Below are 13,168 nucleotides of genomic sequence, written 5' to 3'. Positions count from 1 at the left end.
ATCAGCGTGTTGATCTTCTTCGACATCGGCGGCTCGATGGATAGCCACATCAAGATCTGCGAGGAGTTGTTCTCGGCCGCCCGCAGCGAATTCAAGAACATGGAGTTCTACTACTTCCACAACTGCCTCTACGAGAGCGTGTGGAAGGACAATCGGCGCCGTCACGCCGAGAAGCTGAACACCTGGGACATCCTCCACAAATACTCCAGCGACTACAAAGTGATCTTCGTGGGCGACGCGACGATGAGCCCCTACGAAATCACCTATCCGGGCGGTTCGGTGGAGCACTGGAACGAGGAAGCCGGCGCCATCTGGATGGACCGCGTGGCCCAGATCTATGAACACACGGTCTGGCTGAATCCCACCGCCGAACGGCATTGGGACTACACGCCGTCGATCGAGGTCATGAAGCAGCTGGTCAATGACCGGATGTTCCCCCTTACGATCGAGGGTCTGGACAAGGCGATGAGGGAATTGGCGCGCTAGCGCGCCGCATCGCGGTTTGTGTCACACCTGCTAGGCTGATGTGACATTTGAGAGATTCGCCCGTGGACAGCGCCAAGGACAACGACACCGGAGAGGCCAACGAGGCCGCCACCAAGGCGGCGGTCTTCTGCGCGGCCGAGCGTCTCTTCGCGCTACACGGGTTCCAGAACGTCTCTGTCCGCGACATCACCGCCGACGCCGGTGTGAACCTGGCCTCGGTGAACTACCACTTCGGGTCGAAGGACGCTCTGCTGTTCGAGATCTTCCGTCGGCGCACGGCGGAGCTGAACCGCGAACGCGCCCGGATGTTGCACGAGGCCAACGACCGCAACGCCGGCAAGCCGCCAGTGCGCGATATCCTCGAAGCGCTGTTCGCCCCGCCGCTGAAGTGGGCCACGCCCGACAATGATCGGCGCATTTCAGTCCAGTTCATCATCCGCTCGCGCAGTGAAGGCACCGCGGAGATGCGCGAGGCCCTGACCAATGACGTCAGCCACCTGGCGCGTTTCGCCGACGCCTTGATCTCCGCCTGCCCCGACCTGCCGCGCGAGACCGTCTACTGGCGGCTGCACTTCTGCCTGGGCATGACTCACAACAACCGGTTCGCCGAGTTCGACCGCCTGCACGTGCTGTCGGACGGTGCGACCCGCGAGGGCGACGTAGACGGCCTGCTGAAGCGGATGCTCGACTTCGCCGAAGCCGGCTTCCAGGCCTAGCCTTCACGTCGCGCGCCTAGGCGGCCAGACCCCAGGCGAACTTCAGATCTTCCACAAACGCCGCATGGGCCTTGGCTTTTTCCTGCTCGTCGGGCACGCGCAGCAGGAACGACGGGTGATAGGTCACGACACCCTGAGCTCCATCGGCTAGCGACAAGGCCCGGCCGCGGTATGCGCCAACCGGAACAGCCTTGCCAAACACCGCCAGCGCCGCCGTCGCGCCGAGAGCGACAATGACCCTCGGCCGCACAATCCGGCGTTCGGCGTCCAACCACCACCGGCATGCCGTAACCTCGGAGGTCCTGGGCGTCTGATGGATGCGACGCTTGCCGCGCAGTTCGTGCCGGAAGTGCTTCACCGCGTTGGTGACGTAGATCTCGGCGCGCGGCACGCCGGCTTCTTCCAGCGTCTGGTTCAGGACCTTGCCCGCCGGTCCGACGAACGCTCGCCCCGCCAGATCCTCCTGGTCGCCGGGTTGCTCGCCGACAACCATCAGCCTAGCCGTGCCCGGCCCCTCCCCGACGACGCCCTGGGTCGAATCCCGCCACAGATCGCACCGGCGGCAAAAATCGACGCCGGCGGCGACCTCCTCCAAGGTGGCGGGCGCCCCTTCTTCGAATGACCCGTCCCGCGACAGGCGTTGGGCCTGACGGACCACGCGGCGGCTAGGCTCTGAGGGGGTTTGACCGACCATGGCGGCGGTGCGGCCTTCGGCGGCTTGGATCAGTTCGGGAATGAGCCCGGCCTCCGGCAGGTTCCGCCAATAGCGCTTGGGCATCTCCCGCTGCATGGCGGCGATCTTCAGGCGGGCCGGATTAAAGGTGGAGGCGTAGTAGGTGCGCCAATAGTCCTCCAGGGCGTCCTCGCTCGGTGCGTCGGCGGGATCGGCGCCCGGCGTGAACACCAGGCGCGTCTTATCCCAATGAGCGCAAACGTCAGGCGTGAGGATAGACCAGTTCATGTTGGCGTAGCGCCGAACAAAAAACGGCACGGCGTCCTTCACCACCCGGTGAGCCGGCTCGAACCAGGCGACATAGGTCTCCTCGGCCGCGTCCTCGATCAACCGGAAGCGGACGAAGGCCTTCATCTTGTGAACGGCCTTGGAGACCCCCCTGGCCATGTCACGGGCGCGGGCGACGTCAGGGTCCGACGCGATGTGCATCAGCTCCGGCTCGCTCGCGAGCCGCCACAGCAGTCGATAAAGCAGGGCGAAACGCTCGCCCGAGCTATGCAGAACCGCCTGCTCGGCGACCTCGACGAACTCCCGTGGAACGGTGAAGCACTCCGTGGCGGCGGCGGGCTCTTCGGTCTCGCCAAACAGATCGCCGGCGCCATCCACGGTCCAAAGCACATCGCTTGGCGCGACAGCCGCGCCGCGCAGCCCCCGCGCCGCCCTGCGCCAGCCGTCGAAGTCAGTTTCCGAGGCCAGGCGCACCACGTGCATCAGAACAAACTCAACTGCTGCGGCGCCACGTGAGCCCGCAGGTCGGCGCAGTCGGTGAGTGAACCCGGCCGCCAGTCATCGGTGACGATGAAGGGCTTCACCTTGTCCACGCCACGCGTAAGGCGTTTGACGTCTTCCAACGTCAAGCGCTTGTAGCGGCGGACCTCGATCATTCGGTCGACGCTTTTGACGCCTAGGCCCGGCACCCGCAGCATCGGTTCGCGCTCCGCCCGATTCAGATCGACAGGGAATCGCGCGCGGTTCTTCAAGGCCCACGCTAGTTTCGGATCGATGGCGAGGTCCAGGTTCTCATCGCCACCGGCGATCTCCCCGGCTTCGAAGCCGTAGAATCGCATCAGCCAGTCAGCTTGATAGAGCCGGTGCTCGCGCATCAGCGGCGGCCGAGCCGGGGGCAGGCGCGACGTCGTGTCCGGGATCGGGCTATAGGCCGAGTAGTAGACCCGCCGCATGCCATAGGCGCCGTAGAGACCGGCGCTTCGAGAGAGGATTTCGCCATCGCTGGCCGCGTCCGCCCCGACGATCATCTGCGTCGACTGGCCCGCCGGGGCGAACTTCGGCGGCTTGGCCTTGATCGCCTTGTCGGTGGTCTCCTCGATCCCCAGGCGCACTGAGCCCATGGCCTTGCGGATGCCCTTGGCGTCCTTCTCCGGGGCGAGATCGGCTAGGCTGTCGTCCCGAGGCAGCTCGATATTGATCGAGACCCGATCGGCATAGAGCGCGGCCTGATTGACCAGCGCCGGGGATGCCTCCGGAATGACTTTCAGGTGGATGTAGCCGCGGAAGTCATGGTCTAGCCGCAGCGATTTCGCCACCCGCACCATCTCCTCCATCGTGTAGTCGGCGTTGCGAATGATCCCCGAGGAGAGAAACAGGCCCTCGATATAGTTCCGCTTGTAGAAGCCGAGGGTGAGATCGACGACTTCCTTCACCGTGAAGCGGGCCCGGCGGGTATTGGAGGTCACCCGGTTCACGCAATAGGCGCAGTCGTAGACGCAGAAATTGGTCAGCAAGATCTTCAACAGGCTGATGCACCGACCGTCCGGCGCATAGGCGTGGCAGATCCCCATGCCCTCGGTCGAGCCCACCCCCTTACCGCCCGTCGAGTCCCGCTTGGTCGTGCCGGACGAGGCGCAGGAGGCGTCATACTTCGCGGCGTCCGATAGGATCGCGAGCTTCTGCTTGAGGTTCAGGCTGACCATGCCTCAAGCTAATGTTCTTATTATGTTCCGTCCAGCCCTAGCCGAGAGCGGCGCTGAAAAACAGCCGGTTTCCAGCGCCGCGGATAGCCTAGGCCGCCCCGAGGAAGACGCGCTTGCCGACCTCGACGCCGTTGTGCCGCTGGATCGCGTAGGCCGTGGTGATGTGGAAGTAGAAGTTCGGCATCGCCTGCTCGAGCAGATAGGCCTGCCCCTTGACGATGCTGGTCTCGCCGCGGCGAACCAGGCTGATGTCGCGATCTTCCGAACCGTCGATTTGCGCCGCCTCAAGCGTGCGCAGGAAAGCGATGGTCTTGTCGACCCGGGCCTTCAACTCCTCGAAGCTGGTTTCGCTGTCCTCATAGGCGGGGAACTCCACGCCGGCCAAACGCGCCGCGCCGCCCTTGGCGAAATCGGTGGCGATCTGCACCTGGCGCGCGAACGGGAACATGTCCGGATAGAGCCGCGCCTGCAGCAGGGCCGCCGGGTCGATCTTGCGTTCGGCGGCGTGGGCGGAGGCCTTGTCGATAACCCCGCCAAGACCGGTGAGGCCCTGGATGAAGACGGGGACCGAGGCCTGATACATGGAAAGGGTCATGGGTGCTCCAGCGGGTCCAAGCGACTCGCGGGCTGGTTCTATAGGGGCCGCCGCCCGGCGTCGCCTGCGATGGCCTCGCAGATGACGGCTCGACGGACGGACGCGGCTGGTCGTAGCGTGACGGTCGATGGACCTCCTCGACCCGTTCGCGATCGCCACGCCCCGCTTCGTCACGCGGCTCAAGAGCGGCGAGCCGCACCAGGTGTTTTCCGGCTTCCTCTACCATGTCGAGGCCGACCGCTACATCGTGCTGACCGCCCTGCACTGCCTGCTCCGGCCCAACACCTTCTACTTCAAGAACCGCGGGACCGAGGCCAGCTGGTCCGACACCTATGGCCATGACCTGGACTGCGAGGCGCTCAGCTTCAGTGTGCCGCTCTATGAGGGAACAAATCCCCGGTTCCGCTGGCATCAGGACCCGCACAACGCCTCCATCGACGTCGCCGGAATTCCGGTGCGGCTGCCTTCACGCCCGCTGGCCATCAACATGCCCGGTACGTTCGGCGACTACGATGTGGTGACCCAAGGCTTGCCGCTGACCGCCGGCTCGGCTGGCCTGATCTACGGCTTTCCAGGCGGAGCGGCCATATTGCGCAGCGCCCCGATCGCCCGGGGCTTCACACTCGCCACCGACTACCGGCTCAACCCCTTCGCGTTCCACATCGACGGGATCGGCGGAGCTGGCTGCTCCGGCGGACCGGTCGCCTTGCGCGCCGAGCGCGGCGACCGCACGCTCCTGCAATGGATCGGCATCTATGTCGCCACTCATGAGGCTGAGCGCCTGGGCCGCTGCATCCCCCTGGCCCAGGTGATGGAGTTGGTCGGGAACATGACAGTCGAGCCGGACCTATGGCGCTAGAGCTCAGCCATTGATGCTAGAGAGCGGATGGCGAGACATCGTCCGTTGGATGACGCGCGCTACGCCCCTGAGGATTTAATGGCCGACTCTATCGCCGTGGACGTCTCGACCGTCGGCAACATCGACGTCGTGCCGAAGATTTTGGAAGTCATCTGCCGCACCACCGGAATGGGGTTCGCCGCAATAGCGAGGGTGACTCCCGATCGCTGGGTCGCCTGCGCGGTCCGCGACGAAATCGAGTTCGGCCTGACGCCCGGCGGAGAGTTGAACGTCTCCACCACGCTTTGCCACGAAGTCAGGCTCAGCGGCCAGGCCGTGATCATCGACCACGTCGACGCCGACCCGGTCTTCCGTCAGCATCCGACGCCCAAGATGTACGGCCTGCAGAGCTACATCTCGGTGCCGATCTTACATCGGGGCGAGTTTTTCGGGACGCTATGCGCGATCGACCCACGCCCGGCGAAGCTTCGCAATCCACAGACGATCATGCTGTTCGAGTTGTTCGCAGGTCTGGTCGGCAGTCACCTCGACACTCAGCAGCGGCTGGCGCGCAGCGAGGCCGCGCTGCTGAGCGAAAGGCAAACCGCCGAACTGCGCGAGCAGTTCATCGCCGTCCTGGGCCATGACCTGCGCAACCCGCTCGCGGCCATCGACGGCGGCGCGCAACTGCTGATGAAGACCCCCCTGACCGCCAAGGGTCAGGTCATCGTCGGCCAAGTGCGCAACAGCGTCGGGCGCATGGCAGACCTGATCGACAATGTCCTCGACTTCGCCCGTGGCCGGCTCGGCGGGGGTTTCAACGTCGAGCGACGGGCCGATCCCGATCTGCCGGACATGCTGCGGCAGGTCGTCGCCGAGTTGCGGACCGCGCACCCCGAACGCACCATCGCGTGCGACATCCTGCTGGCCCAACCGGTGGCCTGCGACAGTCGCCGTATCGCCCAGCTGCTCTCGAACCTGCTGGCCAACGCCCTGGTCCACGGCGCCGCGGACGGACCGGTGGAGACCTGCGCCCGGACCGCGAACGGGGAGTTCGAACTGTCGGTCGCCAACACCGGCGCGCCGATCCCCGCCGACACCGTCCAACGGCTGTTCCAGCCCTTTTCTCGGGCCTCGGCCAGGCCCAACCAACAGGGGCTGGGCCTTGGTCTCTACATCGCCTCGGAAATCGCCCGGGCGCATGGCGGCTCTCTGGACGTCACCTCGGACGCCCGCGAGACGCGTTTCACCTTCCGCATGCCGCTGGCCTAGATATCAGAGCTTCCCGGCCACCTCGGCGAGTTGGTCGGCGCAAAGCCCCCAGCCCTCAAGGAAGCCCATCTGCTCGTGGGTCTCACGGTCCGCGACGCTCCAATGACGAGCGCGAGCGACATACTTGGTGCGCCCCTCGCCCAGGTCCTCGAAGGTGAGGATGACGGTCATGAAGGGCTTTTCGGAAGGCGCCCAGGCCTCGGTGAAGGCGTCGGTGACGACGATCTTCTCGTTGGGGACCACCTCCAGATAGACCCCGGCGTTCGGATAGTCATTGCCGTCCGCATCGCGCATGGTGATGCGGTTGCTGCCGCCCGGCCGGACGTCCAGTTCGGCGAACGGCGTGGTGAAGGGCTTTGGCGCGAACCACTGCTTCAACACGTCGGCCTCGGTCCAGGCGCGGAACAGCTTCTCGCGCGGCACGTCGATGATGCGGGTCAGCACCAGATCGCGGTCATCGACGGGGGGCGATTGGGTCGTTGTCATGGTCATCTCCGCTCAAAAGGTTCGAAGCAAGGACGATGCTGGCTGAAGCGATCCTACAGCCGGCCAGGGGTTTCTGATCGCGGCCGCCAGATCAAAAAGAAGTTGCGCGGCGGCCAAGGTTGGCGTCCGCTCCCGCTAGAGAGTTGCACCGTCTGGAGGCCTGAGCCGTATGACGACGACGTTCGAGATCAATGGCCGCAAGGTCACGGTCAAAGCGCCAGACGACTCTCCACTGCTCTGGGCGATCCGTGACGAGGTGGGGCTGACCGGCTCCAAATTCGGTTGCGGCATCGGCGCATGCGGCGCCTGTACCGTACATCTGAACGGCGAGGCGGTGCGCTCCTGCGTGACCCCGGTCAATGCGGCCTCCGGCGCCAAGGTCACTACCATCGAGGGCCTGGATCCCAATGGCGCGCACCCGCTGCAAGTCGCCTGGATCAAGGCCCAAGCGCCGCAATGCGGGTACTGCCAGTCGGGCCAGATCATGCAGGCCGCCGCCCTGCTGACGACCACGCCGAACCCCACCGACGCACAGATCAATGACGCCATGAACGGCAATCTCTGCCGCTGCATGGCCTATGTGCGGATCAAGCAGGCGATCAAGCTGGCCGCAGGCACGCAAGGGAGCAAGGCATGAGCGCCGTCCCGCCCCCCTCGACGCTGGAGACCTCGCGCCGCGGCTTCATGATCACCGTGGCCGCCGCCGGCGCCATGATGGGCTTCGCCGCTCCCGCCGGCGCCGCGCCGCCCGACGGCTATGAGCCGACCATCTGGTACCGGATCGGCCGCGACGGCGTGATTACGGTCAATGTCATCCGCGCCGAGATGGGCCAGCATGTCGGTACGGCCATCGCCCGCATCGTCGCCGACGAGCTTGAGGCCGACTGGTCGAAGGTGAAGATCGACCATGTCGATTCCGCCGCCAAGTGGGGCCTGATGGTCACCGGCGGCAGTTGGTCGGTCTGGCAGAGCTATCCCCTGATGAGCCAGGCCGGCGCGGCGGGCCGCATCACCCTGATCGAGGAAGGCGCCAAGCTGCTCGGCCTCGATCCCAAGGCCTGCATAGCGCGGGGCGGCATGGTCAGCGGCGGCGGCAAATCGATCTCCTATGGCGACATTGTCGCCCGCGGGAACATGAGCCGGGCCTTCACCGCCGACGAACTCGGCAAGATGCCGATCAAGCCGGCGTCCGAGCGCCGCCTGATCGGCAAGGCCTCGCCCCAGCTCGACATCCCCGCCAAGGTCAACGGAACCGCCCTCTATGGTCTGGACGCCAAGGTCCCGGGAATGGTCTTCGCGCGGCCGAAAATCCCGCCGACCCGCAACCAGTCCAAGGTCGTTTCCATCGACGATTCCGCCGCCAAGGCCGTGCCTGGCTACATCAGCAGCCTGGCGCTGGAGGACCCGTCGAACACCGTGCCGGGCTGGGTGATGGTGTTCGCCGACAGCTTCGTCGCGGCCAACAACGCCTGCGATCTGGTCAAGGTGAACTGGACATCCGGCAAGACGGCCAAGACGTCGGAGGCCGACCTTCAGAAGCGCTCGGCCGACCTGATCGCCGATCCCAAGGCTGGCTCCCTAGTGGTCGAGGATCCCGGCGTCGACGCCGCCTTCGCGGCCGCCAAGTCGAAGCTGGAACGCACCTACACCACCGCCAGCGCCCTTCACTTCCAGATGGAGCCGGTCAACGCCCTGGCCTTCGAGAAGGACGGGGTGATGGAGATCCACACCGGCAACCAGTGGCAATCGCTGGCGCTGCCCTGGCTGGCCAAGGCGCTGGGGCGGCCAGAGGACAAGATCGTCCTGAAATCCTACATGCTGGGCGGCGGCTTCGGCCGGCGGCTGAACGGCGACTATGCGGTGCCCGCAGCCCTGGCGGCCAAGGCCATCGGCAAGCCGGTGAAGATGGTCTGCACCCGGGCCGACGACACCCTGTTCGACTCGTTCCGCTCGCCCTCGGTCCAGGTCGTGAAGATGGCCTTTGGCGAGGGCGGCAAGGTCACCGCCATGGATCACGCCGCCGCCGCCGGCTGGCCGACGCAGGTGATGGCGCCGTTCTTCATGCCCAAGGGCGCCAACGACGTCGCCTACGACCCCTTCGCGATCAGCGGCGCGAACCATTGGTACAGCGTCGGCGCCCAGCGGGTTCGCGCCGTGCCGAACGACCTCGCCAACATCGCCTTCCGTCCGGGCTGGCTGCGCTCGGTCGGGCCCGGCTGGACCAACTGGGCGGTCGAGAGCTTCATGGACGAGGCGGCTTTGGCGGCCGGCAAGGATCCGCTGGCGTTTAGGCTGGCCATGCTGGACGGCGCCGGCCGCAACGCCGGCTCGGCGCCCAACGCGGTCGGCGGCGCCAAGCGGCAGGCCGCGGTGCTGGCGCGGCTGGGCAAGAAGGTCGGCTGGGGCCAGGCCCTGCCCAAGCACACCGGCCTTGGCTTGGCCACCACCTTTGGCCAGGAACGCGACATGCCGACCTGGGTCGCCTGCGCGGCCAGGGTCAATGTCGATCCGGCCACCGGCGCGGTGAAGGTCGAGAAGCTGACTCTGGTGGTCGACGCCGGAACCATCGTCTCGCCGGACGGCGCGCTGGCCCAGATGGAAGGCGCGGCGCTGTGGGGTATGAGCCTGGCGCTGTTCGAAGGGACGCAGTTCGCCGACGGCCAGGTGCAGGACACCAACCTCGACTCCTACACCCCGCTACGGATGGCCGACGTGCCGCAGATCGAGGTCGAGTTCATGGAAAGCACCGAGGTCCCGGTCGGCCTGGGCGAGCCGGCGACCACCGTGGTCGGCCCCGCCATCGGCAACGCGATTTTCCACGCCAGCGGCGCTCGGCTTCGGCATCTGCCGATCCGTCCCGACGCCGTATTGGCGGCGCTGAAGACACGCACCTGAGAAAGGTTGAGGCGAGGCGCAGGGCCACTTCCCCCGCGTCACCAGACTCTGCTACGACGGTCGGCATTAAATTAAGCCGTCATAATTAGGGAGTCGCCCGCGCGACCCTTTGCGATCCGCGCGCGGACGGAACGCTGTTGGAAACAAGATTTGAGGAGGAGGGCGTGGCTGAGGCCGCGCCTGAAAATATCGTCGCGACTGAACCGACCCTGGCGGAAAAAGAAGCCGCCTACGAAAAGTTCGTCTGGGCCAATCTGAAGCGCAACTATATCGGCCACTATCTGCACGGCATGCTGGGCATGACCGGCTTCCGGTTGATCAACGCCCCGACCTTCCTGCCCGCCTATCTGCACATGCTGTCGGGCTCGAACACCGTCGTCGGTCTCGGCCTGGCCCTTCAACAACTGGGCGGGGTGCTCAGCCCCATCGTCGGCGCCAACCAGATCGAGCACCGTACCAAGGTGATGCCCGCCGCCCTGTGGATGGGCGGCCTGGCCCGAATGCAGATCATCGGCATGGCCCTGGCCGGCTGGTTCCTGTCGGGCCAGAGCCGGGTGGTCGCCATCATCGGTTTCATGTTCCTGTTCGGCCTGTTCATGGGCACCCAGCGCGTGGTGTTCTCCATGCTGCTGGCCAAGGTGATCCCGATCAGCCGACGCGGGCGACTACAGGCCTGGCGCAACGCCACCGGCGGCCTGATCGCCGCGGGCCTGGCCTATCTCGCCGGGCGCTACTTCATCGATGCAAACCTGTTCGGGAACGGCTACTCGACCACCTTCATCTTCGCCTTCGCCCTGACCAGCCTTGGTCTCACGGCGCTGCGCCTGCTGATGATCGAGCCCGAACCGCCGACCGTGCGACCCCGCTCGCGGTTGATCGACCGGTTCAAGGACTTCCCGGCCCTGCTGGCCGAGAAGGGCTTCCTCTACTTCATGATCGTGCAGATGTTGGCGATCACGGCGCGGATGGCGGTGCCGTTCTACGTCCTGTTCGCCTCGTCCACGATCGAGCTGAACGGGAAGAACCTGGGCCTGCTTTCGCTGGCGTTCCTGGGGGCGGACACCATCTCGAACCTGGTCTGGGGCTATCTTGGCGACAAGACCGGCTTCCGGCTGGTCATGCTGTTGTCGCTGCTGGTCTGGGTCGGCTCGACCGTGCTGCTGATGGGCGCCCACGATTTCCTGCCGATCTTCATGGCCTTCTTCGGACTCGGCGCGGCGCAATCGGGCTACATGATGAGCGCGGGGACCATGATCCTGGAGTTCGGCGAGCGCGACGAGATGCCGATGCGCATCGCCTTCTCGGCCACCGCCGAGGGGATCATGGGCTCCATCGGACCGCTGCTGGGGGGCGTCATTTCCTCGACCCTCGGCTACGGCCCGATGTTCTCGATCTCGATCGCCTTCCTGGTGGCCGCGCTGATCGTACTGATCACCCTGGTCAAGGAACCCAGGACCGCGCGGCTCGCCTAACCCGCGTCTTGCGGCCAGTCGGGGAGCGCGATCTTCACCGGCTGGCCGGCCAGGGCCGTATCCAGATGGATCAGGAAGCTGGCGATGCCGGCCGCGCCCTGCATATAGCCGGTCTGGGCCTGCACGAACTCGGGGCGGTCACGATGCTCGGCCTGGACCCAGCGGCGACGATCCTCGTCCAGGGTGCTCCCGGCGACGATCACCTTGGCGCAACGGCGAGCTAGATCGAGGTAGGCCTCATCGCCGGTGCGCCGCGCCATCAGCAGGGCATATTCACCCACGCCCGCGTCGCCGCAGCATTGCCCGTGGTTGTTCCACAGCCCCTTGGAGCGCGCCTCCGGCGCCCCCATGCTCAGCAGCCCGCGCGTCAGGGCCTTAGCCTCCTCCAGCCACTGCGCCTCGCCGGTGATCTTGTAGAGCTCCAGGAACAGTCGCCCGGTCCCGGCCGGCCCATGGCAGGCGCCCAGATAGAAGATCGGCGTGCGAGCCTCTTCGGTATGGCAGACCAGCCGGCCGTCGCCGACCGAGCTGGCGCGGCTGAGGACGTAGCGCGCGCCCTCCTTGGCCGCGGTCAGGAACCGCTCGTCGCCGGTGGCTTTGTAGAGCTCGGCCATGAAGTAGCCGACGCCCGCGCCGCCATGAGCGAAGTTGGGCGCGGTGAACGCGAACGGCATGTCCGACATCAGCCGCCAGCGCAGGCCGTCGGGATCGGTTTCAGCCACCTCCAGCAACCGCTCGCCAACCGCTATCGCCCAGTCGAGAGCGTCCGGGTGCAGGTCGTTACGATGGCCGTAGAGCATGACCAGCCCCGCGCCCGCCGCCCCGACCGACTGGTCATAGATCTCACGCTCTCCGGTGAAGCCGGTGATTTCGGAGAACGGCGCGGGCTCGATCCAGCCAATGCCGGCCCCTAGCGGCTTGGCCTGGTCGCGCAGCCGCTGCAGGCAGGTTCCAGCCAGCGTGCGGAAGTCCTCGCGGCCGCTCACCCGGGCCAGCTCGCTCATCGCGAAGGCGTAGCCGGGCCAACCGTTTGAGGCGCTGACCGAGAGGTCATCGACGCGGGCCAGGTGAGCGGCGACCTCTTCGCCGGCCGCGATGGCCTGGTCCAGCGCCTGCGACGATCCTGTGGCCGCATGCAGTTCCAGCAGCAGGAGGATGATCCCGGAGGAGCCGTGATAGAGGCCGTAGTCGGAGCTCGGCGCATCGTCGGCGCGGCGCCACTTGGTTCGCCCCTCCAGCCGCTGAGCGCCAATGAAGTTCACCGCTTCCAACGCGGCCTGCATGTAGTCGCCCATTGGACGGCCTCCCACTTTTATCGTTGGATCGGTGTTGGCTTGCGGGCCACAGCCTGTCAACGCACCCTATGGGTGGCCAGGTGGCGAGGGCATGTTAGAGCGATGGGCATGAAGCGCGAAGAAGAGCCGCAGGTCGTCGACCTGAACGAGCGCCGCAAGGCCATCCAGGCCAAGGAGGCCGCCGCGAAGGCGGCCCAGGCTAAGGCCGCGCGCCAGGCCAAGACCGGCGGCTCGGTGCTGGGCGGGCGCAAACATGCCCCCGTGATCCTGGCCGTCGTCGTCCTGGTGCTACTGGCGATCTACGTACTTCCGAGGTTCCTCTAGCGGTTCGTGTCACACGGAGCCGGGCCGGTTCGTCCTGTTGGCAAAGGCGCCACGACGGCGCCGCCGCAACGAGGACCTCCCCCCATGTCAGCCCGCCTGAACCCCTTCGCCGCCGCCCCTGAGAT

The 13,168-nt window shown here is 66.2% G+C and carries 12 protein-coding genes and 1 pseudogene; 8 read left to right on the top strand and 5 right to left on the bottom strand.

The annotated features are described in order from the left end of the window. Positions 1 to 486 (top strand): annotated as a pseudogene (locus Q7T84_RS17675) (VWA domain-containing protein); the annotation flags it as partial. Positions 487 to 533: 47 nt separating this feature from the next. After that, positions 534 to 1,202 carry a TetR/AcrR family transcriptional regulator gene (locus Q7T84_RS17670; protein WP_370653685.1) on the top strand — a complete coding sequence of 223 codons (669 nt, stop codon included), beginning with the start codon at positions 534 to 536 and terminating at the stop codon, positions 1,200 to 1,202. Between the two features lie 16 nt (positions 1,203 to 1,218). Here the strand turns inward: Q7T84_RS17670 and Q7T84_RS17665 are convergent, their stop codons facing one another. From Q7T84_RS17665 to Q7T84_RS17655, 3 genes are all read right to left on the bottom strand, one after another. Then, entirely contained in the window at positions 1,219 to 2,646 is a 1,428-nt protein-coding gene (locus tag Q7T84_RS17665; RefSeq protein WP_304811452.1) for a UdgX family uracil-DNA binding protein, read from the bottom strand. Next, the gene (locus Q7T84_RS17660; protein ID WP_304811450.1) at positions 2,646 to 3,866 is read right to left on the bottom strand and encodes a putative DNA modification/repair radical SAM protein; all 1,221 of its coding nucleotides are present in this window, start codon (positions 3,864 to 3,866) and stop codon (positions 2,646 to 2,648) included. Before Q7T84_RS17660 ends, Q7T84_RS17665 begins: the two co-directional genes overlap by 1 nt. Before the next feature lie 88 nt (positions 3,867 to 3,954). Beyond that, positions 3,955 to 4,461: a DUF1993 family protein gene (locus Q7T84_RS17655; protein ID WP_304811448.1), complete on the bottom strand. Its 507-nt coding sequence runs from the start codon at positions 4,459 to 4,461 to the stop codon at positions 3,955 to 3,957. Between the two features lie 127 nt (positions 4,462 to 4,588). On the opposite strand from Q7T84_RS17655, the gene Q7T84_RS17650 reads away from it, so the two are divergent. After that, a complete protein-coding gene (locus Q7T84_RS17650; protein ID WP_304811446.1) occupies positions 4,589 to 5,320 on the top strand; it encodes a hypothetical protein in 732 nt (243 codons plus the stop codon). Positions 5,321 to 5,398: 78 nt separating this feature from the next. Further along, on the top strand, positions 5,399 to 6,571 hold the full coding sequence (locus tag Q7T84_RS17645; RefSeq protein WP_304811444.1) for a GAF domain-containing sensor histidine kinase: 1,173 nt from the start codon (positions 5,399 to 5,401) through the stop codon (positions 6,569 to 6,571). Between the two features lie 3 nt (positions 6,572 to 6,574). On the opposite strand, the gene Q7T84_RS17640 is transcribed toward Q7T84_RS17645, so the two are convergent. Then, positions 6,575 to 7,057 (bottom strand): SRPBCC family protein, encoded by a 483-nt coding sequence (locus tag Q7T84_RS17640; RefSeq protein WP_304811442.1) that lies wholly within the window; start codon positions 7,055 to 7,057, stop codon positions 6,575 to 6,577. 169 nt (positions 7,058 to 7,226) lie between these two features. Here Q7T84_RS17640 and Q7T84_RS17635 point away from each other — a divergent pair, with 169 nt between their 5' ends. From Q7T84_RS17635 to Q7T84_RS17625, 3 genes are all read left to right on the top strand, one after another. Then, positions 7,227 to 7,694 (top strand): (2Fe-2S)-binding protein, encoded by a 468-nt coding sequence (locus tag Q7T84_RS17635; RefSeq protein ID WP_304811440.1) that lies wholly within the window; start codon positions 7,227 to 7,229, stop codon positions 7,692 to 7,694. Next, on the top strand, positions 7,691 to 9,952 hold the full coding sequence (locus Q7T84_RS17630; RefSeq protein WP_304811438.1) for a xanthine dehydrogenase family protein molybdopterin-binding subunit: 2,262 nt from the start codon (positions 7,691 to 7,693) through the stop codon (positions 9,950 to 9,952). Before Q7T84_RS17635 ends, Q7T84_RS17630 begins: the two co-directional genes overlap by 4 nt. Positions 9,953 to 10,116: 164 nt before the next feature. Then, positions 10,117 to 11,424 carry an MFS transporter gene (locus Q7T84_RS17625; RefSeq protein ID WP_304811436.1) on the top strand — a complete coding sequence of 436 codons (1,308 nt, stop codon included), beginning with the start codon at positions 10,117 to 10,119 and terminating at the stop codon, positions 11,422 to 11,424. On the opposite strand, the gene Q7T84_RS17620 is transcribed toward Q7T84_RS17625, so the two are convergent. Further along, a complete protein-coding gene (locus tag Q7T84_RS17620) occupies positions 11,421 to 12,719 on the bottom strand; it encodes a lanthionine synthetase LanC family protein (protein ID WP_304811434.1) in 1,299 nt (432 codons plus the stop codon). The genes Q7T84_RS17625 and Q7T84_RS17620 overlap by 4 nt on opposite strands. A gap of 108 nt (positions 12,720 to 12,827) precedes the next feature. Here Q7T84_RS17620 and Q7T84_RS17615 point away from each other — a divergent pair, with 108 nt between their 5' ends. Beyond that, complete coding sequence (locus tag Q7T84_RS17615; RefSeq protein ID WP_304811432.1) at positions 12,828 to 13,043, top strand: hypothetical protein; 216 nt, start codon at positions 12,828 to 12,830, stop codon at positions 13,041 to 13,043. Positions 13,044 to 13,168: the final 125 nt, after the last annotated feature.

It is taken from the genome of Phenylobacterium sp., from assembly GCF_030654915.1.
In the GTDB taxonomy this organism is placed as follows: domain Bacteria; phylum Pseudomonadota; class Alphaproteobacteria; order Caulobacterales; family Caulobacteraceae; genus Phenylobacterium.
Note: the sequence above shows the minus strand (reverse complement) of the source record. Positions and strands in the feature narration are given on the sequence as shown.

Coding starts and splice junctions, on each gene's coding strand:
- Q7T84_RS17665 (WP_304811452.1), bottom strand. CDS start 2,646: ATGCACGTGGTGCGCCTGGCCTCGGAAACTGACTTCGACGGCTGGCGC.
- Q7T84_RS17660 (WP_304811450.1), bottom strand. CDS start 3,866: ATGGTCAGCCTGAACCTCAAGCAGAAGCTCGCGATCCTATCGGACGCC.
- Q7T84_RS17655 (WP_304811448.1), bottom strand. CDS start 4,461: ATGACCCTTTCCATGTATCAGGCCTCGGTCCCCGTCTTCATCCAGGGC.
- Q7T84_RS17650 (WP_304811446.1), top strand. CDS start 4,589: ATGGACCTCCTCGACCCGTTCGCGATCGCCACGCCCCGCTTCGTCACG.
- Q7T84_RS17645 (WP_304811444.1), top strand. CDS start 5,399: ATGGCCGACTCTATCGCCGTGGACGTCTCGACCGTCGGCAACATCGAC.
- Q7T84_RS17640 (WP_304811442.1), bottom strand. CDS start 7,057: ATGACAACGACCCAATCGCCCCCCGTCGATGACCGCGATCTGGTGCTG.
- Q7T84_RS17635 (WP_304811440.1), top strand. CDS start 7,227: ATGACGACGACGTTCGAGATCAATGGCCGCAAGGTCACGGTCAAAGCG.
- Q7T84_RS17630 (WP_304811438.1), top strand. CDS start 7,691: ATGAGCGCCGTCCCGCCCCCCTCGACGCTGGAGACCTCGCGCCGCGGC.
- Q7T84_RS17620 (WP_304811434.1), bottom strand. CDS start 12,719: ATGGGCGACTACATGCAGGCCGCGTTGGAAGCGGTGAACTTCATTGGC.
- Q7T84_RS17615 (WP_304811432.1), top strand. CDS start 12,828: ATGAAGCGCGAAGAAGAGCCGCAGGTCGTCGACCTGAACGAGCGCCGC.